General features: G+C 58.2%; 23 protein-coding genes and 1 rRNA gene. 8 read left to right on the forward strand and 16 right to left on the reverse strand.

Annotation, left to right across the window (positions count from 1 at the left end; genetic code table 11):
* Positions 1 to 58 precede the first annotated feature (58 nt).
* The 7 genes from ACA061_RS22535 to ACA061_RS22565 form a co-directional block, all read right to left on the reverse strand.
* A 16S ribosomal RNA gene (locus ACA061_RS22535) occupies positions 59 to 1,595 on the reverse strand.
* A 547-nt stretch (positions 1,596 to 2,142) separates the two neighbouring features.
* Entirely contained in the window at positions 2,143 to 2,760 is a 618-nt protein-coding gene (msrQ, locus tag ACA061_RS22540; protein WP_497300073.1) for a protein-methionine-sulfoxide reductase heme-binding subunit MsrQ, read from the reverse strand.
* Positions 2,760 to 3,773 (reverse strand): protein-methionine-sulfoxide reductase catalytic subunit MsrP, encoded by a 1,014-nt coding sequence (gene msrP, locus ACA061_RS22545; protein ID WP_210554929.1) that lies wholly within the window; start codon positions 3,771 to 3,773, stop codon positions 2,760 to 2,762. Before msrP ends, msrQ begins: the two co-directional genes overlap by 1 nt.
* A 63-nt stretch (positions 3,774 to 3,836) precedes the next feature.
* Entirely contained in the window at positions 3,837 to 4,694 is an 858-nt protein-coding gene (gene pssA, locus ACA061_RS22550; RefSeq protein ID WP_042561080.1) for a CDP-diacylglycerol--serine O-phosphatidyltransferase, read from the reverse strand.
* Between the two features lie 147 nt (positions 4,695 to 4,841).
* Positions 4,842 to 5,858, reverse strand: coding sequence for a ketol-acid reductoisomerase (gene ilvC, locus ACA061_RS22555; protein ID WP_007948647.1), 1,017 nt, complete (start codon positions 5,856 to 5,858; stop codon positions 4,842 to 4,844).
* Between the two features lie 48 nt (positions 5,859 to 5,906).
* Positions 5,907 to 6,398, reverse strand: a complete 492-nt coding sequence (ilvN, locus tag ACA061_RS22560) for an acetolactate synthase small subunit (protein WP_003176102.1) — start codon at positions 6,396 to 6,398, stop codon at positions 5,907 to 5,909.
* 2 nt (positions 6,399 to 6,400) lie between these two features.
* The gene (locus tag ACA061_RS22565) at positions 6,401 to 8,125 is read right to left on the reverse strand and encodes an acetolactate synthase 3 large subunit (protein WP_150602247.1); all 1,725 of its coding nucleotides are present in this window, start codon (positions 8,123 to 8,125) and stop codon (positions 6,401 to 6,403) included.
* Between the two features lie 400 nt (positions 8,126 to 8,525).
* Between ACA061_RS22565 and ACA061_RS22570 the strand changes: the two genes are divergently transcribed.
* Complete coding sequence (locus tag ACA061_RS22570) at positions 8,526 to 8,942, forward strand: DUF4124 domain-containing protein (RefSeq protein WP_150617399.1); 417 nt, start codon at positions 8,526 to 8,528, stop codon at positions 8,940 to 8,942.
* 150 nt (positions 8,943 to 9,092) lie between these two features.
* Here ACA061_RS22570 and ACA061_RS22575 read toward each other — a convergent pair whose 3' ends face one another.
* From ACA061_RS22575 to mrcB, 3 genes are read right to left on the reverse strand one after another with little or no spacing between them, the layout of a single operon-like run.
* Positions 9,093 to 9,428 (reverse strand): YqcC family protein, encoded by a 336-nt coding sequence (locus ACA061_RS22575; protein ID WP_150595353.1) that lies wholly within the window; start codon positions 9,426 to 9,428, stop codon positions 9,093 to 9,095.
* A complete protein-coding gene (locus ACA061_RS22580; RefSeq protein ID WP_210554927.1) occupies positions 9,428 to 10,177 on the reverse strand; it encodes a tetratricopeptide repeat protein in 750 nt (249 codons plus the stop codon). The genes ACA061_RS22575 and ACA061_RS22580 overlap by 1 nt, the downstream gene beginning before the upstream one ends.
* Positions 10,178 to 10,193: 16 nt before the next feature.
* Positions 10,194 to 12,518 (reverse strand): penicillin-binding protein 1B, encoded by a 2,325-nt coding sequence (gene mrcB / locus ACA061_RS22585; protein ID WP_150602244.1) that lies wholly within the window; start codon positions 12,516 to 12,518, stop codon positions 10,194 to 10,196.
* A gap of 118 nt (positions 12,519 to 12,636) precedes the next feature.
* On the opposite strand from mrcB, the gene ACA061_RS22590 reads away from it, so the two are divergent.
* From ACA061_RS22590 to ACA061_RS22605, 4 genes are all read left to right on the forward strand, one after another.
* On the forward strand, positions 12,637 to 14,193 hold the full coding sequence (locus ACA061_RS22590; RefSeq protein WP_497300074.1) for a bifunctional aminoglycoside phosphotransferase/ATP-binding protein: 1,557 nt from the start codon (positions 12,637 to 12,639) through the stop codon (positions 14,191 to 14,193).
* Between the two features lie 91 nt (positions 14,194 to 14,284).
* Positions 14,285 to 14,629 (forward strand): pentapeptide repeat-containing protein, encoded by a 345-nt coding sequence (locus ACA061_RS22595; protein WP_077574553.1) that lies wholly within the window; start codon positions 14,285 to 14,287, stop codon positions 14,627 to 14,629.
* Positions 14,630 to 14,916: 287 nt separating this feature from the next.
* Positions 14,917 to 15,189, forward strand: a complete 273-nt coding sequence (locus ACA061_RS22600; RefSeq protein WP_042561087.1) for a TfoX/Sxy family protein — start codon at positions 14,917 to 14,919, stop codon at positions 15,187 to 15,189.
* 16 nt (positions 15,190 to 15,205) lie between these two features.
* Positions 15,206 to 16,000, forward strand: coding sequence for a Crp/Fnr family transcriptional regulator (locus ACA061_RS22605; RefSeq protein ID WP_497300075.1), 795 nt, complete (start codon positions 15,206 to 15,208; stop codon positions 15,998 to 16,000).
* Between the two features lie 231 nt (positions 16,001 to 16,231).
* Here ACA061_RS22605 and ACA061_RS22610 read toward each other — a convergent pair whose 3' ends face one another.
* Genes ACA061_RS22610 through ACA061_RS22625 form a run of 4 tightly spaced genes read right to left on the reverse strand, consistent with a single transcriptional unit; the run spans position 16,232 to position 19,778 of the window.
* A complete protein-coding gene (locus ACA061_RS22610) occupies positions 16,232 to 17,083 on the reverse strand; it encodes a ChaN family lipoprotein (protein ID WP_210554924.1) in 852 nt (283 codons plus the stop codon).
* A gap of 21 nt (positions 17,084 to 17,104) precedes the next feature.
* Positions 17,105 to 17,872 carry a heme ABC transporter ATP-binding protein gene (locus ACA061_RS22615; RefSeq protein WP_497300076.1) on the reverse strand — a complete coding sequence of 256 codons (768 nt, stop codon included), beginning with the start codon at positions 17,870 to 17,872 and terminating at the stop codon, positions 17,105 to 17,107.
* Positions 17,872 to 18,855: a FecCD family ABC transporter permease gene (locus tag ACA061_RS22620; RefSeq protein WP_191627705.1), complete on the reverse strand. Its 984-nt coding sequence runs from the start codon at positions 18,853 to 18,855 to the stop codon at positions 17,872 to 17,874. The genes ACA061_RS22615 and ACA061_RS22620 overlap by 1 nt, the downstream gene beginning before the upstream one ends.
* A 50-nt stretch (positions 18,856 to 18,905) precedes the next feature.
* Complete coding sequence (locus ACA061_RS22625; protein ID WP_497300077.1) at positions 18,906 to 19,778, reverse strand: heme/hemin ABC transporter substrate-binding protein; 873 nt, start codon at positions 19,776 to 19,778, stop codon at positions 18,906 to 18,908.
* A 159-nt stretch (positions 19,779 to 19,937) separates the two neighbouring features.
* Between ACA061_RS22625 and ACA061_RS22630 the strand changes: the two genes are divergently transcribed.
* On the forward strand, positions 19,938 to 20,255 hold the full coding sequence (locus ACA061_RS22630; protein ID WP_150602237.1) for a Rieske (2Fe-2S) protein: 318 nt from the start codon (positions 19,938 to 19,940) through the stop codon (positions 20,253 to 20,255).
* On the opposite strand, the gene sfsA is transcribed toward ACA061_RS22630, so the two are convergent.
* Both sfsA and ACA061_RS22640 read right to left on the reverse strand, forming a co-directional pair.
* The gene (sfsA, locus tag ACA061_RS22635) at positions 20,252 to 20,965 is read right to left on the reverse strand and encodes a DNA/RNA nuclease SfsA (protein ID WP_497300078.1); all 714 of its coding nucleotides are present in this window, start codon (positions 20,963 to 20,965) and stop codon (positions 20,252 to 20,254) included. The genes ACA061_RS22630 and sfsA overlap by 4 nt on opposite strands.
* Positions 20,965 to 22,137: a pyridoxal phosphate-dependent aminotransferase gene (locus tag ACA061_RS22640; protein ID WP_497300079.1), complete on the reverse strand. Its 1,173-nt coding sequence runs from the start codon at positions 22,135 to 22,137 to the stop codon at positions 20,965 to 20,967. The genes sfsA and ACA061_RS22640 overlap by 1 nt, the downstream gene beginning before the upstream one ends.
* A gap of 334 nt (positions 22,138 to 22,471) precedes the next feature.
* Between ACA061_RS22640 and dksA the strand changes: the two genes are divergently transcribed.
* Positions 22,472 to 22,915, forward strand: a complete 444-nt coding sequence (dksA, locus tag ACA061_RS22645; protein ID WP_042561095.1) for an RNA polymerase-binding protein DksA — start codon at positions 22,472 to 22,474, stop codon at positions 22,913 to 22,915.
* Between the two features lie 191 nt (positions 22,916 to 23,106).
* On the forward strand, positions 23,107 to 24,003 hold the full coding sequence (gene gluQRS, locus ACA061_RS22650) for a tRNA glutamyl-Q(34) synthetase GluQRS (RefSeq protein ID WP_497301986.1): 897 nt from the start codon (positions 23,107 to 23,109) through the stop codon (positions 24,001 to 24,003).
* The last annotated feature ends 54 nt before the right edge of the window (positions 24,004 to 24,057 follow it).

Below are 24,057 nucleotides of genomic sequence, written 5' to 3' on the forward strand. Positions count from 1 at the left end.
TTCTTCAATGAATCAAGCAATTCGTGTGGGAGCTCATGGAGCAGCTGATGTCGTCGATTAAGGAGGTGATCCAGCCGCAGGTTCCCCTACGGCTACCTTGTTACGACTTCACCCCAGTCATGAATCACACCGTGGTAACCGTCCTCCCGAAGGTTAGACTAGCTACTTCTGGTGCAACCCACTCCCATGGTGTGACGGGCGGTGTGTACAAGGCCCGGGAACGTATTCACCGTGACATTCTGATTCACGATTACTAGCGATTCCGACTTCACGCAGTCGAGTTGCAGACTGCGATCCGGACTACGATCGGTTTTATGGGATTAGCTCCACCTCGCGGCTTGGCAACCCTTTGTACCGACCATTGTAGCACGTGTGTAGCCCAGGCCGTAAGGGCCATGATGACTTGACGTCATCCCCACCTTCCTCCGGTTTGTCACCGGCAGTCTCCTTAGAGTGCCCACCATTACGTGCTGGTAACTAAGGACAAGGGTTGCGCTCGTTACGGGACTTAACCCAACATCTCACGACACGAGCTGACGACAGCCATGCAGCACCTGTCTCAATGTTCCCGAAGGCACCAATCCATCTCTGGAAAGTTCATTGGATGTCAAGGCCTGGTAAGGTTCTTCGCGTTGCTTCGAATTAAACCACATGCTCCACCGCTTGTGCGGGCCCCCGTCAATTCATTTGAGTTTTAACCTTGCGGCCGTACTCCCCAGGCGGTCAACTTAATGCGTTAGCTGCGCCACTAAGAGCTCAAGGCTCCCAACGGCTAGTTGACATCGTTTACGGCGTGGACTACCAGGGTATCTAATCCTGTTTGCTCCCCACGCTTTCGCACCTCAGTGTCAGTATCAGTCCAGGTGGTCGCCTTCGCCACTGGTGTTCCTTCCTATATCTACGCATTTCACCGCTACACAGGAAATTCCACCACCCTCTACCATACTCTAGCTTGTCAGTTTTGAATGCAGTTCCCAGGTTGAGCCCGGGGATTTCACATCCAACTTAACAAACCACCTACGCGCGCTTTACGCCCAGTAATTCCGATTAACGCTTGCACCCTCTGTATTACCGCGGCTGCTGGCACAGAGTTAGCCGGTGCTTATTCTGTCGGTAACGTCAAAACACTAACGTATTAGGTTAATGCCCTTCCTCCCAACTTAAAGTGCTTTACAATCCGAAGACCTTCTTCACACACGCGGCATGGCTGGATCAGGCTTTCGCCCATTGTCCAATATTCCCCACTGCTGCCTCCCGTAGGAGTCTGGACCGTGTCTCAGTTCCAGTGTGACTGATCATCCTCTCAGACCAGTTACGGATCGTCGCCTTGGTGAGCCATTACCTCACCAACTAGCTAATCCGACCTAGGCTCATCTGATAGCGCAAGGCCCGAAGGTCCCCTGCTTTCTCCCGTAGGACGTATGCGGTATTAGCGTTCCTTTCGAAACGTTGTCCCCCACTACCAGGCAGATTCCTAGGCATTACTCACCCGTCCGCCGCTGAATTCAGGAGCAAGCTCCTGTCATCCGCTCGACTTGCATGTGTTAGGCCTGCCGCCAGCGTTCAATCTGAGCCATGATCAAACTCTTCAGTTCAAACATCTTTGGGTTTTTAAGAAACCCTAAACTTGGCTCAGCAATCGTTGGTTACATCTTTGATTTCTCGCGGAGTAACTTGTGATGCTGATAATCTTGTTGACTATCAGTCTGACTCCACAAGCACCCACACGAATTGCTTGATTCAGTTGTTAAAGAGCGGTTGGTTAAGATCTTTCGTCTCAACCGAGGCGCGCATTCTACAGCAGCCTCATTTGCTGTCAAGTGATTATTTTCAGAAGTTTTCGAAGAATTCTTCAACAACTTCAACCACTTGCGCTTCCGATCTCTCGTTAGCGGGAGGCGAATTCTACAGCGTTACTCGCTATTGTCAACACCTCTTTTTCTCCGCTTTCGACCGAGAAGATCGAACCGTTAAAAGAGCCAAACATCACCGCTCTTTCAACTCCTTCCAGGCTTCGATGAACTGAAGCGACCCGCTCTCGAAACCTACTTAACTCTTTGAATCTCAAGGAGTTTTCCGTTTCGACTGCGCCGGAAGTGGGGCGAATTATAGACGTCTGGAATCTGCCGTCAACCGTTAATTTCACTTTTGTTGCAGAACCTGCTTTTTGGGCACTAAACGTGGGATTCGACGAGCAACCGAAGGGACACGCAGCAATAGAAGCAGCCCACCTATAAAGGCATAGATCGCCCATTCCTTAAGATCAGCACGCGCGATCCACAGCATATGCAGAAGACCCAACCCAAGAATCACATAGACCAGCCGATGCAGCTTCTTCCAGCGAACACCTAAACGGCGCTGACTGTAGCGATTGGAGGTCACCGCTAACGCCAACAATCCGAGGAACCCCAGCGCACCGACAATAATGTAAGGCCGCTTGCGCAACTCAACACCCAGTTGAGACCAGTCGAACCCCAGGATGAAAGCCATATAGCTGCAAAGGTGCAAAACCACATAGGCAAAACACCAAAGGCCCAACTGTCGCCGAACAGCAATCCACCCCGCCCAACCGGTCAGTTTCTGCAAAGGCGTCATGCTCAAGGTGATCAACAGCAACACCAACGTGCCAAGGCCCAGCCTATCAACCAGCACCTTGCCAGGATCCGGCCCAAGCAGATCTGCGAAAGCCTGATAAAACCACAGCAATGGCCAGATCGCTGCGGCAATGAAAACACCCACCCGCCAGACCGGATATCGCATCAGTAGTTCTTCCGTAGATCGAGCCCTGTATATAAAGAAGCGACTTCATCCGAGTAGCCGTTGAACATCTGTGTATCGCGCACATTCGGCTTGAACAGACTGTTCGGCAGCCTCCGCTCGCGCGCTTGCGTCCAGCGCGGATGATCGACTGTCGGGTTCACATTTGCATAGAAGCCGTATTCGTCCGCCGCAATGCTTTGCCACGTCGTTTTCGGTTGCTCACTGACCAGACTGATACGCACGATGGATTTGACGCTTTTGAAGCCATACTTCCATGGCACCACCAGCCGCAGAGGTGCTCCGTTCTGATTCGGTAGCTCGCGCCCATACATGCCCACCGCGAGGATCGCCAACGGATTCATCGCCTCATCCAGACGCAAGCCTTCTATATAAGGCCAGTCGATCAGTGCGAAGCCGGAGCGCTGCCCGGGCATGCTTTTCGGATCCTGCAGGGTTTCAAACCGAATGTACTTGGCATTGGAGGTCGGCTCGACCTGCTTGAGCAGCGCCGCGATGGGAAACCCGATCCACGGAATGACCATCGACCAGGCCTCGACACAGCGCAGACGATAGATACGCTCCTCCAACTGGTACGGTTTCATGAAGTCTTCCAGCGCATAACGCCCCGGCTTACCCACCTCCCCGTCCACCACCACACTCCACGGCTCGGTTTTCAGCGAACCGGCATTAGCGGCCGGATCACCCTTGTCGGTGCCGAACTCATAGAAGTTGTTGTAGTGAGTCGCGTCCTTAAAAGGCGTGATCGCCTCATCCTTGACGTTTACCGCCCCCCATTTAGTAGAGGGGAGTTTTTCGGTAAACCAGGCGGGCGCCTTGCCAGGTTCGACATCGGCATATCGCGCCGCATCGTCAGCACTGGCCCAGCGCGGAAGACTGCTCACGGCGATGCCGGCCGCGGTGGCTCCGAGCAGCTGGCGGCGAGACAGATAGATGGATTCAGACGTGACGTCCGACTCATGGCAGTCAGACGCTTTGGGGATTTTGATGAGCATGGCAACTCCGCAGCTTTGGAGGACAGATGCACCCATAGACTGCGGAGTATGCTGGAAATTACATCACTCGGCGTTTTTGTGACGACGAAGATGCAACAGATACTGGATTGGGCCGGAAGCCGCATAAGCGAGGAACACCAGCAGCAGAATGCGCGGTGGATCGCTGAATACGACAGCGAACACCAGCACTACCGCGAGGATCGCCACGAAAGGCACGCGACCTTTCAAATCCAGCTCCTTGAAGCTGTTGTACTTGATGTTGCTGACCATCAGCATGCCGGCAGCCGCCACCATCAGTGCGACCAGAAACGACATCTTCGAACCCTGGATGCCGTAATCGCTGAACGCCCAGACAATGCCTGCCACCACACCGGCAGCTGCCGGACTGGCCAGACCGATGAAGTAGCGTTTGTCCGCTGTCCCCACCTGAGTGTTGAAACGCGCCAAACGCAACGCTGCGCCCGCTACATAGATGAAGGCGACCATCCAGCCGACCTTGCCCATGTCACCTAGCGCCCAGCCGAAGGCCAGCAACGCAGGCGCTACACCGAAGGCGACCATGTCGGACAGCGAGTCATACTCGGCGCCGAAGGCACTTTGCGTGTTGGTCATGCGCGCGACACGACCATCGAGGCCGTCCAGCACCATCGCGACAAAAATCGCGATTGCGGCGAACGCGAAATACTTGCTCGCGTTGACGGAATCGCCAGCGCTCAAGGCCGCCTGAGCGCTCATCGAGTTGATGATGGAGTAAAACCCGGCAAACAGGTTTGCGGTGGTGAACAGATTCGGCAGCAGATAGATACCACGATGCCGGACTTTACGACCTTCTGCGTCATGCCCTTCTTCGATGTGCTCATCGATGGGCAGCAGGCTTTCGGCGTCTGAAGCCTTGTTCGGCTCTTCGGGACGTTCGCTCATGGACATTACCTTGCAACGGTTTGGAAAAATTCGACAGATGCCTGTGGACGACGGTTCGGCCACAAACGATGCAGCTTTATACCAGAACCACCGACCCAAACGAAAAAACGCGGCCGAGGCCGCGTTTTTCGTACAAGGGACGACGACTTAGTTTTTGGCTTTGTCGACGATCTTGTTGGCACCGATCCACGGCATCATGGAGCGCAATTGCTCGCCGATGATTTCGATACCGTGAGCGGCGTTGTTACGACGCTTGGCGGTCATCGAAGGGTAGCCGGTTGCGCCTTCGCTGATGAACATTTTGGCGTATTCGCCGTCCTGAATACGTTTCAGGGCGTTGCGCATGGCCTGACGGGATTCGGCGTTGATCACTTCCGGGCCGGTCACGTACTCGCCGTATTCGGCGTTATTGGAGATCGAGTAGTTCATGTTGGCGATACCGCCTTCGTACATGAGGTCAACGATCAGTTTCAGTTCGTGCAGGCACTCGAAGTAGGCCATTTCCGGCGCATAGCCAGCTTCAACCAGAGTTTCGAAACCGGCTTTTACCAGTTCAACGGTACCGCCACACAGAACGGCTTGCTCGCCGAACAGGTCGGTTTCAGTCTCGTCCTTGAAGGTGGTTTCGATGATGCCGGTACGACCGCCACCAACGCCTGCAGCGTAGGACAGTGCAACGTTTTTGGCGTTGCCGGAAGCGTCCTGGTAGATCGCGATCAGGTCAGGAATACCGCCGCCTTTCACGAACTCGGAACGTACGGTGTGGCCCGGGGCCTTCGGCGCGATCATGATCACGTCGAGGTCGGCGCGCGGAACAACCTGGTTGTAGTGGATCGCGAAACCGTGGGAGAAGGCCAGGGTGGCGCCTTTCTTGATGTTCGGCTCGATTTCGTTCTTGTACAGAGCAGACTGGAACTCGTCCGGGGTCAGAATCATGACCAGGTCGGCAGCAGCAACAGCGGAAGCAACGTCGGTCACTTTCAGGCCGTGAGCTTCGGCTTTGGCAACGGTGGCCGAACCTTTACGCAGACCGACGGTAACGTCGACACCGGAGTCTTTCAGGTTGCACGCCTGGGCGTGGCCCTGGGAACCGTAACCGATGATGGCAACTTTCTTGCCCTGGATGATCGACAGGTCGCAGTCTTTTTCGTAATAAACTTTCATGAAATTCCCCTATATATCCAGGCCGTTCAGGCCATTCACTAATTTGGTTTAGATGCTGAGTACTTTGTCGCCGCGGGCAATACCGGTTACGCCACTACGGACGGTCTCCAGAATCGATGCGGTGCCGATGGACTGAATGAAGCTGTCGAGCTTGTCGCTGGTACCGGTCAATTGAACGGTATACACGCTCGCGCTGACATCGACGATCTGTCCACGGTAAATATCGGTGGTGCGTTTGATCTCGGCGCGCTGGGCGCCAGTGGCCTTGACCTTGACCAGCATCAGTTCGCGCTCGATGTGAGCACTTTCCGACAGGTCCACCAGCTTGACCACTTCGATCAGCTTGTTCAGGTTTTTGGTGATCTGCTCGATGACTTCATCATGACCCACAGTGGTCAGCGTCAGACGCGACAGGGTCGGGTCTTCGGTCGGGGCCACGGTCAGGCTTTCGATGTTGTAGTTGCGCTGCGAGAACAGGCCGACTACGCGAGACAAAGCGCCGGGTTCGTTTTCCAGAAGCAAGGAAATAATGTGCCGCATGATTAAGTACGCTCCGTCTTGCTCAGCCACATATCGCGCATGGAGCCGTCTTTGATCTGCATCGGGTAGACGTGCTCGCTGGTATCAACCGAAACATCGATGATCACCAGACGATCTTTCATGGCGAACGCTTCTGCCATCTTCGACTTCAGATCTTTCGATTCGGTGATGCGTACGCCGACGTGGCCATAAGCTTCAGCCAGCTTGACGAAGTCAGGCAGCGATTCCATGTAGGAATGCGAGTGACGGCTGCCATAGCTCATGTCCTGCCACTGACGAACCATCCCCAGAACACCGTTGTTCAGGATGACGATTTTCACTGGCAAGCCATATTGCAGGCAGGTCGACAGTTCCTGGATGTTCATCTGGATACTGCCTTCGCCGGTGACGCAGGCAACGTCGTCGTCCGGGAAGCTCAACTTGATGCCCATGGCTGCGGGAAAGCCGAAGCCCATGGTGCCCAGACCACCGGAGTTGATCCAGCGATTCGGCTTGTTGAACGTGTAGTACTGCGCAGCGAACATCTGGTGCTGACCCACATCGGAGGTGATATAGGCATCGCCCTTGGTCACTTCGCACAGGGTTTCGATAACGGTCTGCGGCTTGATTTGGCTGCCGTCGCCCTTGTCGTAAGGGAACAGGCCGCGATCACCGCGCCATTCATCAACCTGCTTCCACCAACTGGCCACGGACTCCTTGTTCGGGGTCTCGCCGATTTCCTTGAGGATCGCGACCATTTCGGTCAGGACGCTTTCCACCGGACCAACGATAGGCACGTCGGCCTTGATGGTCTTGGAAATCGAAGCCGGGTCGATGTCGATGTGAATGATCTTGGCATTCGGGCAGAACTTCGCCGGGCCATTGATCACTCGGTCATCGAAACGTGCGCCAACCGCCAGGATCACGTCGGCATGGTGCATCGCCAGGTTGGCGGTGTAGCTGCCGTGCATGCCGAGCATGCCGATGAACTGACGATCGGTGCCTGGGAAACCACCCAGGCCCATCAACGTGTTGGTCACCGGCAGGTTGAGCATTTTCGCCAGTTCGGTCAGCGGAGCGGAACCGTTGCCCAGAATGACGCCGCCGCCGGAGTACAACACCGGGCGCTTGGCCGCCAGAAGCATTTCTGCTGCCTTGCGGATTTGCCCGGAGTGGCCACGAACGGCCGGGCTGTAGGAACGCAGCTTGGCTTTTTTCGGGAAGATGTATTCGAACTTCTCGGCCGGGTTGGTCATGTCTTTCGGGATATCGACCACGACCGGGCCCGGACGACCGGATTGCGCCAGGTAGAAGGCCTTCTTCATGACTTCCGGGATTTCCGAAGCGTGCTTGATCATGAAGCTGTGCTTCACGATCGGCCGGGAGATACCGATCATGTCGGTTTCCTGGAACGCGTCGGTGCCGACCATGGTGCTTGGCACCTGACCGGAAATGATCACCATTGGAATCGAGTCCATATAGGCAGTGGCAATACCGGTGATGGCGTTTGTGGCGCCTGGACCGGAAGTCACCAATACCACGCCGGCTTTACCGGTGGCACGGGCGTAGCCGTCAGCCATATGGGTTGCCGCTTGTTCGTGACGAACCAGGATGTGAGTCACTTCCGGTTCTTTGAACAGGGCATCGTAAACATGCAGGAGAGCACCACCCGGGTACCCGTAGATATATTTGACGCCTTCGTCACGCAAGAAGCGGACGAGCATCTCACCGCCAGATAAAAGCTCCACGTTGTTCACCTCTAAAACGCCAGAATACCGCCCACGAAAAATGGGACGGGTCTTAATAGGTTTACTTCTCGGCAGAGCATGAGCGACGGTGGTCGCCGACTACGTCAGCACTGACTGAGCAAGTATTGGGATCGTCCCAAGTGTTGCGGGCCTTTCCCACCCAGCGCGAGGTAACGCGTTGCGGGTGTAACAGGTCGGCGCGGGTGTGCGCCTCATGATCTACCGAGTGGGTCTGCTTCTGGCAGTCCCTCTACAGCGGACTTTGGATTCTTCTGTTTCGCCCTCTCCAAGTCAAGTCGTCTGTGTGGTTAATTGTGGGTAAGCACATGAGAACGCAAGAAAAAACCTGAAAACGGCTACTCTGTTAGCGTCAATTGCGCAATTTTGCCAAGGAATCAGCATGCGAATGCTTCTGTTAACCCTGCTGATCGGCCTCAGCCCATGGTGCACAGCCGCTCAGATCTACAAATGGGTCGATGCCCAAGGTGTTACGCACTTCGATGCGCAACCTCCGCCGGGCCAACCATCCACCACCGTACAGACGCACTCGTCACCACCGGCAAAACCTGCAGCAATGCCAGGCAGCGGTGTGCTGGGCGATCAGAAAGCCATCGACGACAAGGTCAAAAAGCAGGTCGACGACCAACAGGCGCAGCTCAAGGCATTTTGTGAGCAGGCACGGACGAACCTTGCGCAATTGCAGAACAATCCGCGTTTGCGAGAGGAAGTCGGGGGGAAATTGCGGCGGCTGGATGATGCACAACGACAGGAGCGCATTGTCGAAGCGCAGAAACAAATTGCGGAGAACTGCCAGTAGAAAACTGTAGGAGCATTCGAGTGAAACGAGGCTGCGATCTTTTGATCTTGAGTTTAAAGATCAAAAGATCGCAGCCTGCGGCAGCTCCTGCAGGGAGCCGGTGTCAGCGTTCAAGAGCACCGTTCCAGCAAAAGACAGCGTCAGCGTTCTTCAGCGTGAAGCGGTGATCAGCAGGTCAAACTCTTTGAGCAGCACCTGCAGTTGACGATCCCGTCCCTGAACGTTGCGCTGAGCGAAGACCATTTCCGCCATTTCCTGAATACCCGAGGCGTTCGGCAGCGGCAGATCCTGTTCAAGGATCATCTTCATGCGGGGCAGGAAGATCCATTGCAGCCACTGCTCGAAATCGAGCGTGTCGACCGAAAACGGCTCGACACTGCTCAATGCTTCGGCCGACGGCGAAACCTCATCCCACCAGCCCTGCGTACGCAGCTCACGCTCGATCAGCAATAACTGATCGGCGATTTTCGGGAAACGTGCATCCATCACAGCGTTACCTTGGCCTTTTGACGGGCCAGGGCAGCGCCGGCGGAATCACCTTGTTTCTCACGGGACTGAGCGATGATTTCCCACAGATTGGCCTGCAAATCCGGACGACCATTGGCCATGGTCAACGCACGACGGGCGAACTGCTCGGCCTGCGGCGCATCGCCTTGAGCCATGCGCACCTGAGCCAGACGATAGAGCACTTGCGGCTCACGCGGCGCAACACGCTGCGCGCGCTCAAGGCTCGACGACGCACCGTTGAGGTCGCCACCGGCCTGTTGCTGTTGAGCCGTCGTCAGCAAGGCAAGCACCGGACCATCCAGTTGCTCGTCCGCCGACAACCCACCGCCACTGCTGGCCGAAGGAATGCCGCTCGGTGTCGAAGGCATGCTGTAGCTGCCGGAGTTGATCGGCGCCGACTCTACTGGCGACGGGTTGTATGGCCCCGACGTAATGCCGCCGGATGCCGGGCCCGGCACAATTGGCGCAGCGCTGATCGGTGCCGACGTTGTCGCGCCACCGCCCGGCACCATTACTACGACGCCGGTATCGCCTTGCGGGATGGCTTGAGGCTGGCCCTGCACAGGACGCTTGACCGTCGTCTGACGGAAACCGCCATTGGCGGAAATGCGTTCGCTGTTGGACACGGCTGAGCCCGAATCCACCACTGGGATCGAACCACGCTGAACGGTAGAGCAGCCGCTGAGCAAAGCCACGGCGGTCACCGCTGGAATCAACCACTTGTTCACTTGAAACCCTCTTTGCTTAATTCATCCAGCCCTTGACCCAATCCATCACCGACTCGCCAGATGCAGGCGTCTCGCTTGCACACGCAGCGCCGGGTGGTGGTTCGCTGCCGCGAATATACGGCATCTGCACCGCACCCGGGCAGTTGGCGTCAGAACCTTGCCCGGTACGCGAATCAACCCATGCCTGCACGACGTTGTCCGGCTGCGGCATGTCCAGCGGCAGCGGATCGGCCTTGCGCATGAAACTGCTCCAGACCTGCAACGCACCGGTCGCACCGGTGAACGGCGTCTTGCCGTTGTCATCACGGCCCAGCCAGACCACTGCCAGCAAGTCCTGACTGAAACCTGCGAACCAGCTGTCGCGCGAATCGTTACTGGTACCGGTCTTGCCGGCCAGCGTCAAAGTCTTCGGCAACACGTTGTAAACCGAGCTGCCGGTACCCTCGCGCATCACACGCTGCATGGCGTTCTGGATCAGATAGATCGACGCCGGATCAAACCGCTGCTCGATCTGGAACGGATAGCGCTTGAGCGGCTCGCCTTCGGCAGTCAGTACGCTGCGAATGCCGCGCATCGGCGTATTGAAACCACCATTGGCCAGCGTCTGGTACATGGTCGCCACTTCCATCGGCGTCATCGCGCCCGCCCCCAGCAACATCGACGGGAACGCCGGGAACTCGCGGGTCACACCCAGACGGGCCAGCGTCTTGAGGACATTCGGCACGCCCACTTCCAGACCCAGGCGCGAGGTCGAGAGGTTGTAGGAATGCGCCAGCCCCTGATACAGGAACACGGTGCCGTGGGAACGACGATCATAGTTCTGCGGCTTCCAGACTTGACCGTTCGCGCCTTTGACCGACAACGGATCATCCGACAGCCAACTGGTCAGTGTGTACTGGCTCGGTTTCTCCAGCGCGGTCAGATAAACCGCCGGTTTGATCAACGAGCCGATCGGCCGCACGGCATCCAGTGCCCGGTTGAAACCGGCATAACTGGCCTGGCGACTGCCGATCATGGCCTGGACTTCGCCGGTCTCCGGATTGGTCACGACCATCGCCGCTTCGACGTCATCGGAGCCCTTGCGACCGGCCAGACGCTTGAAGGTGTCGTTGACCGACGCCTCGGCCTTCATCTGCAGGATGGGGTCAAAACTTGTGAAGATCCGCAGGCCTTCTTCAGTCAAGTCTTCGTCGCGATAGTCTTCGCGCAGTTGACGTTTGACCAGGTCGATAAAGCCCGGGAAGGAGCTATCGGCCAGTTTGCCGCGAGTGGTTACACCCAGAGGCATGTTCTTCGCCGCGGCAACTTGCTCGGCAGTCGCTACGCCTTGCTGCTCAAGCACGTCGAGCACCAGATTGCGACGTTCCAGCGCACGCTCAGGATTGCGACGCGGGTTGTAATAGGACGGGCCTTTGACCATGCCGACCAGCATCGCGACCTGATGCAGTTTCAGCTCGGACAATGGCTGACCGAAGAAGAACTGACTGGCCAGACCAAAACCGTGCACGGCGCGCTGACCATCCTGACCGACAAAGACTTCGTTGAGGTACGCCTCAAGGATTTCCTTCTTGTCGTAATGCAGTTCCAGCAACATCGCCATCATTGCTTCAGTGAGCTTGCGGCTCAGGCTGCGTTCGTTGGTCAGGTAGAAGTTTTTCACCAACTGCTGGGTCAGCGTACTGCCGCCCTGAGTCATCTTGCCGCCAGAGGTGTTGACCCAGATCGCCCGGGCAATCGACTTCGGCGACACGCCCCAGTGGCTGTAGAAGTCCCGGTCTTCGACGGCGACCAAGGTTTCCAGCAGATACGGCGGCACCTGATCCAGTTTGATCAGGATGCGGTCTTCGAGGTTCTTCGGATAAATCCCGCCGATCAGAACCGGCTCCAGACGTACCACGGACAGTTTCGAACCGTTGGTCGCCGACAACTCGGCCACGTAATCGCCCGAGAAGCGCACACGCACAGGTTGTGCCTTCTCAAGCCCTTCATAGAACTGGAAGCCACGGGTATTCAGGTCGACGGTGTTTCCGGAAACTGCGGCAGCGCCGGGGCCATTGCTCACGGCTTCGCGGCGATAGCCGAGTGCGTCGAGTTCGGTGAGGAAATCTTCCTTGCTGAGCTTCTGTCCGACGAACAGCTCAAGCGGGCGCGCGTATACCTTGGCCGGGATGGTCCAGCGCTTGCCGGAGAACTTCTCCTGCACCACGGCATCGAGGTAAACGGCAAAGCCGGCCAGCACTACAAGGCCGACCAGACTGAGTTTAATGGCCCAACCCATCCATGGGCGCAGGCCCTTGGAAGGTGGTTTTTTCTTGGTACGGGGAGATCGAGTTCGAGTCATGGCGGCGGATTATACGCACTTTATTCAGACTCAACAGGCGCGCTCCGAGGTTTGCGTCAGGCGGGCGAGCGGCCATAATGGCGACCTCGAATTTCCCCCAGTCTCTGAAGGATCGCCCGTGAGCCAGTCTCTGATCGCTGCCCTGCAAAACCCGGCCCTGTATCCGCACCCCGTCGAAGGGTTCCAGGTCATCGAAACCCATATTTCGTGGGTGATCCTCACCGGTCCCTTTGCTTATAAAGTGAAGAAGCCGGTGAATTTCGGCTTCCTCGACTTCACCGGCCTCGATCAACGCGAACACTTTTGCGCTGAAGAACTGCGTCTGAACCAGCGTTTGACCGACGATTTGTATCTGGAAGTGTTGCCGGTGACGGGCAGCGTCGACACCCCGCAACTGGGCGGCGACGGCCCGGCAATCGAGTATGTGCTGAAAATGCGTCAGTTCCCGCAGACCGGTTTGCTCAGCACCCTGCAAGCCAACGGCGAGCTGACCACCCAACACATCGATGAAATGGCCGAGCAGATCGCGCACTTCCATCTCACCGCGCCGAAAGTCCCGGCCGAACACGACGCCGGCACCCCGGACAGCGTGATGGCGCCGGTCCGCCAGAACTTCGAACAGATTCTGCCGTTCCTCAGTGACAAGAACGACCTGCTGCAACTCGACGCTCTGCAAGCCTGGGCCGAAAGCAGCTTCGAACGCCTCAAGCCTCTGCTGGCTCAGCGCAAGGCCGACGGTTTCACCCGCGAATGCCACGGTGACATCCACTTGGGCAACGCCACCGTCATCGACGGCAAAGTGGTGATCTTCGACTGCATCGAATTCAACGAGCCGTTCCGCTTCACCGACGTTTACGCCGACACCGGTTTCCTTGCGATGGACCTGGAAGACCGCGGCCTGAAGTCGCTGGCTCGCCGCTTCATCAGCCAATACCTGGAACTGACCGGCGACTATCAAGGCCTGGAAGTGCTGAACTTCTATAAAGCCTACCGCGCACTGGTTCGCGCCAAAGTGGCCCTGTTCAGCATGCCGGCAGACGCGACTCCGGTGCAGCGCGCCACCACCCTGCGCCAGTACCGCAACTACGCCAACCTGGCGGAAAGCTACAGCACCATTCCTTCGCGCTTCATGGCCATTACCCACGGCGTTTCCGCTGTCGGCAAGAGCCACGTGGCCATGCGCCTGGTCGAAGCACTGGGTGCCATTCGCCTGCGCTCGGACGTTGAACGCAAGCGTTTGTTCGGCGAACAAACCGGCGCCAATGATGTACAGGCCGGCATTTATAGCGCCGACGCCAGCACCAAGACCTACGCGCGTCTGCATGAAATTGCTGAAGTGATCCTGCACGCCGGTTTCCCGGTGGTGATCGACGCGACTTACCTCAAGCGTGAGCAGCGCGACAACGCCGCGAAAATCGCTGAAGCCACTGGCACACCGTTCCTGATCCTCGACTGCAACGCGCCGCAAGCAGTGATCGAGAGCTGGCTGTCGATTCGTCAGGCCGATAAACAGGATCCGTCCGACGCCACGTTGGCTGTGATCGAAGCGCAACAGGCCAATCGCGAAGCGCTGACGCCGGAAGAGATTCTGCGCAGCAAACGCGTTCAGACCAATGAGTCCGGGACGCTGGACACCGTCGTCGCGCAGATCCGTCAACGCCTTCCAGGCCTGTAAGAAACTATTTCGGCCGTGAAGCCCTCGCTCGCTTCACGGCCGCCAAATAGTGGCACTATACTGGCGTCATAAAACCAACAGGTGATGTGACATGAGCCAGCCGAAACTTCTCGACACCCCGCTGTACGCCTTGCTGCACAAAGATGACATCACAGGTTTCAACAAGGAGCGCCCACAAGACGGCCCGATCGACATGGTCGGTGGCGACTTCCGTGGTCTCGATTTGCGCGAATTGAACGCCGATGGCGTGGATTTCCGGGACGCGTATTTCCGTTCTGCCGATTTGCGTGGCATTGATTTCCGCAAAGCGTCGCTTGAAGGCGCCAGCCTGGCCCACGCGCAAATTTCCGGGGCGTACTTCCCGCCGGAACTGAGCGCTGACGAGATTCTGATGTCGATGAATTTCGGCACACGCCTGCGTTATCGCACTCGCTGATTGCTTCATTATTCCCTGATACAACACCATCCCTGTAGGAGTGAGCCTGCTCGCGATAGCGGTTTAACTTTCAACACATGTGTGCCTGCCAGTCCGCTATCGCGAGCAGGCTCACTCCTACATTGATATGTGTGTTCCCCCCTCTTTTCTGCGCTCGCAGGCCGTTCTAGCCCCCTTTCTTAGAAGCGTTTGCGTTGAATCCGACCAAACAACCACGCTTTTCCTACTGATGGCTACACTCCTGAGAAGCTCGCCCACGCACCATTCGGCCGTCGCAAGGAGGCTTGATGAATGATGAACTGCAACACCTGAAGAATCTTGGCAAGACGTCGGCGCAATGGCTGCATGCCGTGGGCATTCACAGCGCCTCGGACTTGCGTCGCCTGGGCGCGGTGGACGCCTACAGGGCCGTGCGAACCCGCGGGTTTCGCGCATCGAAGGTGTTGCTGTATGCGATCGAAGGAGCGTTGATGGATGTGCACTGGAACGACATCCCCGCCGAACGCAAGGACGCCCTGAACAAGCAGCTCGAAGCCATTTCCACACGCCACAAAAACTGAACGGGCGCTGACTGCCATGTACCTGCTTGGGGAACAATCGGCATTGGCCGACGCATTGATCAACCGTTTGCAGAGTCTGCCTGCACAGGGGCTGGAAGGCCTTTTATCGTGCGGGCCGGCAATTGAGCTGGAAGCGACTGATGACCTGTCGGCGCAGTTGCCCGGCGATCAAGTGTTTCTACTGGCAGAAGGGGTGGTCAACGGTTTCATCGGTTCGCGCGCGCTGTTCTATTGGCAGGAAGGCGACTTGATCGGCCTCCAGCAGAGTGACGCCTGGGCCGATTGCCGCTTGCGCAGTGACGGGCCGTTACGTTTGCTGCCTTATCGGCGCAGTGACGTTTTCCAGCATTTATTGGCGGACGCCAGCCGTGCGGAGCGATTTCTCGAGTATCTGCTGGGACAAATGGCCCTCCTCGCCCACGCCGTGGCCGAACTGAAACCGCGGGAGTTTCGCAGTACCAACGGTTTCAAACGGGTCGAGGCCGGGGAAACCCTGATTCACCAGGGCGACCCCGCCGATCACGTGTTCGTGATCATCGACGGGCATGCCGAAGCCTTTGTCGATGGACACAAGGTCGGTGAGGTTCCCAAGGACGAGATCTTCGGCGCCATGGCGCTGTTCACCGGGGAGCCGCGCAACGCTACGGTGGTAACCCGAGAACCTTGCACAGTCATGCTGATTCCCGGTGATCAATTTTTGAGCATGACTCGCAGCAATCCGAAGATCGCCCACAGCCTGATCGAGAGCATGGCGCGGCGCATCGGCCAACTGAACAAACAGATCGCCCAACTGACGACTGACAAAGGGTAGCTCCAACCCTTTATTTACGGGGCATTCCGGCCATTGCAGAGACTAAATCAAATAAATGCAGAATCAGCGATTGACTTGGTAATGAGAATCGCTATGATTATCACAACTGGTCGCGAGATCAGTCGATATTCTGAAAAGCCCTTGGTTCGGACTCTCAGATTATCTCCTCATCAGGCTAATCACGGTTATTTGACCCGGTTTTTACCGGGTCTTTTTTTGCCTGTGGAAAAGTCATTTGCCGAACTGTTTACGCATCTCTTCACAATAATCGCGCTTCGGCGTGGCGGGGGTGTACCAGACGTAATCGGCCATCGCCTGAGTTACCTCATCGCCCTGCTCTGCCAGCATCAGCACCGTCGGTGCTCGGGGCTCGCCCACATCCACGACGTGCAGCGGCACCCCGACATCCTTGCGCACATGCCAGCCGCCGGCCAACAGCAAGGACGGAGTCGGCGCCGAGAGCAAACGCTCTGCCATGCGTCGATCCCGTTGCTGCTGAACCGCCAGCATCGCCGGCATCTGTGAATCTGGCAGCAGACCACAGTGAGAATCGCCGATCTGCCCCAGCAAAGTTGTTTTCACTGCTTCAGCATTGCTGCGTTCGCCGCTCAAAACGGGCGCATTGCGATAGAAGGCACGGATTTCGCCGTTATCCAGGTTGGCGGCCAGCAGCGGGTACGGTTGCGTGAGGGCGAAGCGGACAATTGGTCCGTAGAGATTCCAGTCCCAACCCTCCTGCCAGGCCAATGCGCCGGGAAGGTCAGAGGGAGGCGACGCGGACTGGCGAACCGCAGTAACTTTGGCCTGTTGATCCGGCGTGAGCATTTCCAGCAGCAGGCTGCCCTGCGGCCGTAGTTCGCCAAGCGACTGTAAAAGCCATAACTGCGCAGCGTGATGGTCGGCGTTGTCATGCTGCTCACCGACGATCACCCGATCAGGTTCAGCGAGGCGTGCCAGCAATTGCTGCGCGGTCAGCGCCTGACCGCTGTGCAGATCACGAATCTGACCACCGATAGGCGGCGGCGCAGCAACATGCTGACACCCGGCGAGCAACAACACAGCCAACAGCCACATCCCACGCATGCGATCACCTTGATAAGAAAGTCAGCGGGCGATGATCAGCGGATGCCCACGCTCCGGGTGCGGCTGCACCAATACCTCAAGGCCGAACACGGCTTTGAGCGTATCCGGTTGCAATACCTGTTGCGGCGTATCCAGTGCTACCGGACGCCCGCCTTCAAGCAGCAACACGCGATCACAATAACGTGCTGCCAGATTCAGATCATGCAGGATCACCAGCACGGCGGCGCCACGATCGGCAAACTCGCGCACCGCTTGCAGTGTGGTGTGTTGATGCAGCGGGTCGAGCATCGAGGTCGGCTCATCCAGCAATAGCGTTTGCCCCGCCTGCCCCGGCCAGAGTTGCGCGAGCACCCGCGCCAGATGCACGCGCTGCCGTTCGCCACCGGACAACGCCAGATAACTGCGACCGCTCAGATGCCCGGCGTCTGCGGCCGCCAGTGCCGCGGCGACAATCTCGTCATCGCGCACCCGGCCACTTTGATAAGGCAAACGCCCCATGCCGACCACTTCTTCGACGCGAAAGGCAAAATCCAGCGTCGACACCTGCGGTAACACGGCCAGGCGTTGCGCGCGTTGGGTGCCGGTCCAATGGCTCAACACGTGCGCGTCAAGCAAGACTTCTCCCTCACTGGCCGTCAATTCACCGCACAAAGCGCCGAGCAAGGTGCTTTTACCGGCGCCATTCGGGCCGAGCACACCGAGTACTTCACCCGGTTCAAGCTCAAGGGTGATACCGCTGAGCACGTTTTTACGACCACGGAGGATGTGCAGATTGTGCGCACGCAACATCAGGCACGCCCTCGCAGCAGCAGATATAGAAAGAACGGTGCACCGATAAACGCCGTGACGATACCGATCGGCAATTCCGCCGGCGCCAGGGCCAGTCGAGCCACCAGATCAGCCAGCAACAACAGGCTCGCCCCGGCCAACACCGAGGCCGGCAGCAAGACCCGGTGATCCGGCCCTGCCAGCAATCGCACCAGATGTGGCACCACCAGCCCGACAAACCCGATCATTCCCGCCGCCGCCACTGCCGCGCCGACACCCAGCGCCGTACAGAACACCAATTCCCGCTTGAGCCGTTCGACATCGATGCCCAAATGCCCGGCTTCGGATTCACCCAGTAACAAGGCGTTCAGTGCTTTCGCCCGACGCGGCAACCACAACGCCACACCGGCACTGATGATCAGCAATGGCCACAGCCGCGCATAACTGGCGCCATTGAGGCTGCCGAGATTCCAGAACGTCAGTGTGCGCAGGGTCGCGTCGTCTGCCAGATAAGTGAACAGGCCAACCGCCGAACCGGCGAGTGCCGTCAGCGCGATCCCCGCCAGCAACATGGTCGCGACATTGGTTTGCCCATTGCGCCGACCGAGCCGATAAACCAGTGCCGTAACACCGAGCCCACCAAGAAACGCGCACGCCGACAACAGATAAGGCCCGAACCATTCCGGCAAGCCGCCAAAAAACGAGCCGCCGACAATCGCAACCGCCGCCCCCAGCGCCGCGCCACTGGAAACGCCAACCAGCCCCGGATCTGCCAACGGGTTGCGAAACAACCCTTGCATTGCCACACCCGACAACGCCAGCACGCCGCCGACCGCGAGCCCGAGCAAGGTTCGCGGCAGCCGAATCTGCCCGAGAATCAGCTCAGCCTGCTCCAGACCTTCCGGTGCCAGCGGTACGCCGATCATGCGCAACGCCGCACGCAGGGTATCGAAGAGCGGCAAGCTGACCGGCCCCAACGCCAACGACAACCAGATCGCCAGCAAACACAGAAGTGTCAGGCCAATGAACAGGCTGCGAGGTTTTACCAGTGTGGTCATTGGCCGCTCTTGGCCGGGTAAAAACCGTCAGACAGGGTTTTCAGCGCTGCTGGCAACCGTGGTCCGAGCCCACCGACCAACAAGGTCGGATCGAGCTCCAGCACCCGTCCGGCCTTGGCCGCGCGGCTGGCGTTGAGAATCGGATTTTCCTTGAACAACGCAACCTTGGCCGCTTCACCGGTTAACGCTCGGTCGGAAAACACCAACACTTCTGGATCGAGGCTGGCGAGGGATTCCACAGAAAACGGCTTGTACCCGGTGTGGGTGGCGAGATTACGCCCGCCTGCCTGTTCCAGCAGCCAGTCAGCGGCAGTGTCCTTGCCAGCAATCAGCGGCTTGCCACCGGCATGCCCGAGCAACAGCAGCACGCCCGGCGCCTTTTGTCTGGATTGCGCGTCAGTCACCCGCGTTTTTTGCGCGTCGAGTTGCTGTTGATAACTCTGCAGCAGTTGCGTGGCCTGTTTTTCCGCTCCAAGTAGCTGGCCCAGATGGGTGACGTTTTTTTCCAGTGTCGGCAGATCCGGTTGGGCCGAGAACAATTCCACTCGAACGTTGGCCGCTTTCACCTGCGCCAGCACTGGTGGCGGGCCCATTTCCTCGGTACCGATCAGAATGTCCGGACGCAAGCTGAGGATGCCTTCCGCAGACAGACTGCGCTGATAGCCGATGCTCGGCAGGGCCTTCAAGGCTTGCGGATGCTGACTGGTAGTATCGACGCCGACCAGTTTCGACTCGCCACCCAGCGCACTGACCCATTCCGACAGCGCACCGCCGGCACTGACCCAACGTTGCGGCAAATCAGCCGCTGCAGCCTGGTGACTGACCAGAAGTCCGACACACAGCACAGCAACGCGGGTACTCAGGCGCATACACAGCTTCCTTGAACAAGGTTTTCCCGGGCGTCAGGATGTCAGGCCAAGTATCCTCGGCATCTGGCCGGCGCCTTCGGGTGAAGGCCGCCATTTGATAATTGTTTGCATTTAAACGTCAAGCTCGGACATATCCCGACACGACACTAGAGGATAGCCATGAAGTTTCTCTGCGCCGGCACCGATCTGGCCGAGGCCGGCAGTCGCGGTTTTGATGTCGATGGGCAAAAACTGTTTGCCGTGCGTCGCAACGGTCAGGCGTATGTCTACCTCAACCGCTGCCCGCACCGCGGTGTAGGGCTGGAATGGCATCCCGATCAGTTTCTCGATCAGAGCAACAGCCTGATCCAGTGCGCCACTCACGGTGCACTGTTTCTGATCGAGGACGGTGAATGCGTTTCCGGGCCGTGTGCCGGGCAATCGCTGACGGCCATACCCTGCCGCGAAGATGCGCAAGGCCTGTGGATAGATGTTTAACCGTTGAGCAGCACGTCGAGGCGGCGGTCGATCACCATTTCTTCATGGCTCAAGCGAACGCCGTAAGCCAAAACCTCAACTCCGCAGGCGACCGCTTCACGCAACGCCTCGGCGTAGGCCGAATCGATTTCTTCGGCCGGACGCACCGCTTCAATCCCGCTGAGATTCACGCAATACAGCTGCACTGCACGAATCCCGTCCCGCGCCAGGTGCGCCAACTCACGTAAATGCTTGGCGCCACGCTGGGTCACCGCATCGGGAAACGCCGCCACGTTCGTGCCATCGAAACCCAGCGTGACGCTTTTCACTTCGACATAAGCTGGGCCGCTCGGGTATTCGAGGCGGAAATCAATGCGGCTTTTTTCCTGTCCGTAAGCCACTTCGCGCTTCAACGCGGTAAAGCCGTTCAACTCGGTAATGACGCCAGCCTGCAACGCCTCTTCAACCAATCCATTGGCGCGTGCGGTGTTCACGCAGAACAACCGTCCCTGCGGGGTCTCACCGATTTCCCAAGTGCCGGGCAGTTTGCGTTTCGGGTCGTTGGAGCGGCTAAACCAGACCTGCCCACCCTCGACCTGACAATTGAGCATCGAACCGGTGTTCGGGCAGTGAATAGTCAGCAACTCGCCGTTAACGGTCTCGATATCGGTGAGAAAACGCTTATATCGACGGATCAGTCGCGCCTCTTCCAGAAGAGGATAAAAACGCATCAGGCTTGCCAGCTCTTCAAGCCACGGGCAATCCGCTCCACCGCTTCCTGTAAGCGAGGGAGGTTTTGCGTGTAGGCAAATCGCACATGGTGACTGGCCTGATAACGGCCAAAGTCGAGACCCGGCGTGAACGCAACGTGCTCGGTTTCGAGGAAATGACGGCAGAACGCGAAGGCATCGCCGCCGAACTTGCTGATATCCGCGTAGAGATAAAACGCGCCTTCCGGTTCTACCGCGATGTTGAAACCCAACTCGCGTAATGCCGGCAGCAGGAAATCTCGACGTCGGCCGAATTCGGCTCGGCGCTCCTCAAGAATCGCGATGGTATTCGGCTCGAAACACGCCAGCGCCGCGTACTGGGCCATGCTCGGTGCGCTGATGTAGAGGTTCTGCGCGAGTTTTTCCAATTCACTGACCGCCGCATCCGGTGCGACCAGCCAGCCAAGACGCCATCCAGTCATGCCGAAATATTTGGAGAAACTGTTGAGCACGAAAGCGCTGTCATCAACTTCCAGAACGCTGGCCGCGTCGGTGCCGTAAGTCAGCCCGTGATAGATCTCATCCACCACCAGATGCCCGTGCCGCGCCTTGATGGCTGTGGATAACCCGGCGAGTTCATCGCGGGTCAGGATCGTCCCGGTCGGGTTGGCGGGCGACGCGACCAGTGCGCCAACGCTGTCGTGATCCCAGTGCCGCTCGACCAGATCCGGAGTCAGTTGGTAACGCACCTCCGGCCCTACCGGAACAAGCTGCGCCGCGCCTTCGACCAAGCGCAGGAAGTGCCGATTGCACGGGTAACCCGGGTCCGCCAGCAACCAGTGTTTACCGGGATCGACCAGCAGGGCACTGGCCAGCAGGAGCGCCCCGGAGCCTCCCGGCGTGATCAGGATGCGGCGCGGGTCAATGTTCAAGCCGTAACGCAACTGATAAAAACCGGAAATCGCTTCGCGCAACTCTGGAATACCGCGCGCGGCGGTGTAGCGCGTCTTGCCCGCCGTCAGTGCTGCGTGTCCCGCCTGGATGATCGGCTCGGCCGTGGTGAAGTCCGGCTCGCCGATTTCCAGGTGGATCACGTCGTGGCCCGCGGCCTGCAATTCATTGGCCCGCGCCAGCAGCGCCATCACATGGAACGGTTCGATCGCACGACTGCGCGCACTGTAGGGCTGAGCCATTGGCCTTCCTTCGACGGGGGAAAAGAAACGATTCTACCCATCTGCCGGAACGAGCGAGAACCCGTAGCGGTCACAGCCACAAGAACGCTGGACTGTAACGATACGAACGTACGCTCCAGGATTGACTAAAATCAGTGATTGAACAGGTCTTCAACACCGCCAGACATGGCTTGGCAAACATTTCCAGGCACCGTCGGCCGCAGCCTCGACATCCGGGAGTAGCGCGGGCCGAATTGATCTGGTAAGTTCGCCCGCTTGCAGCCGCAGGGCCGGCAGGTGTCGGTGATGGAGCAATCCTGCGCAATGGATTACAAGAGTAGAGGCGGTCCATTTCATGCCCACCCAAGCAAAGCAACAGGCTAATCCGACCGTCAGCGGTTTCGAACCTTATGTTCAGGCCAAAGACGAAGAGTATATGGGCGCTCCAATGCGTGCCCACTTCACCAAGATCCTGAACAAGTGGAAACAGGACTTGATGCAGGAAGTCGACCGTACCGTCGACCATATGAAAGACGAAGCGGCCAACTTCCCTGACCCGGCCGACCGTGCCAGCCAGGAAGAAGAATTCGCCCTGGAGCTGCGCGCCCGCGATCGCGAGCGCAAGCTGATCAAGAAGATCGACAAGACGCTTGATCTGATCCAGAACGAAGATTACGGCTGGTGCGAATCCTGCGGCATCGAGATCGGCGTCAAGCGCCTCGAGGCCCGTCCTACCGCCGACATGTGCGTCGACTGTAAGAACCTGGCTGAAATCAAGGAAAAGCAGGTCGGCAAGTAATATCGACCTGAACGAAAAACGGAGCGTGCGAACGCTCCGTTTTTGTTTCTGCCGTTTGCCCCTTGTAAGAGTGAGCCTGCTCGCGATAGCGGTGGGTCAGTCAATTACGATGTTGAATGCCAGACCGCGATCGCGAGCAGGCTCACTCCTACAAGGTGTTGTGTACACCCCCGGAAAGTAACATCGCCGCCATGACTGCCAAGACTCCTCCCGCCTACATCGGCCGCTTCGCCCCGACACCCAGTGGCCACTTGCACTTCGGCTCGCTGGTCGCTGCCCTCGCCTCGTATCTCGACGCGCGTTCGGTCGGCGGCCGCTGGCTGGTGCGTATGGAGGATCTCGACCCGCCGCGCGAAGAGCCCGGCGCACAGGTAGCGATCCTCAAGGCCCTGGAAAGCTATGGCTTTGAATGGGATGGCGACATGGTGCGCCAGAGCGATCGACATGACGCTTATGCCCAAGTGCTCAACAGCCTGTTCAATCATGGCCTGGCCTACGCCTGCACTTGCTCGCGCAAACAACTGGAGCCTTATCACGGGATTTATCCGGGGTTGTGCCGCAACGCGGGCCACGACCAGCAAGACGCGGCGATCCGCCTGCGCGTGCCGGAGCTGGAATATCACTTCATCGATCGGGTGCAGGGCGAATATCGCCAGCATCTGGGCCGCGATGTCGGCGACTTTGTGATTCGCCGTCGCGACGGCCTCTATGCCTACCAACTTGCCGTGGTGCTCGACGATGCCTGGCAAGGCATCACCGATATCGTCCGTGGCGCCGATCTGCTCGACTCCACGCCGCGCCAGCTCTATCTGCAAGAACTGCTGGGCTTGCGTCAGCCGCGCTACCTGCACCTGCCGTTGATCACCCAACCGGACGGCAACAAACTCGGCAAGTCCTACCGCTCGCCGCCGCTCGAGGCGGATCAAGCCACGCCGCTGCTGCTACGAGCCTTGCGTGCGTTGGGACAAAATCCCGGCGCGGAACTCGAACACGCTACGCCGCAGGAACTGCTGAAGTGGGGCAGCGCGCACTGGGATGCCACCAGGATCCAGCGCACACTGACCCTGCCCGAAGCGCAACTGCTATGACGACACTTGCAGTCGCGCAGCCATCCGTTACCATCGCCGCACGTTTTCGGGCAC

This window comes from Pseudomonas sp. LBUM1668 (genome assembly GCF_059695715.1).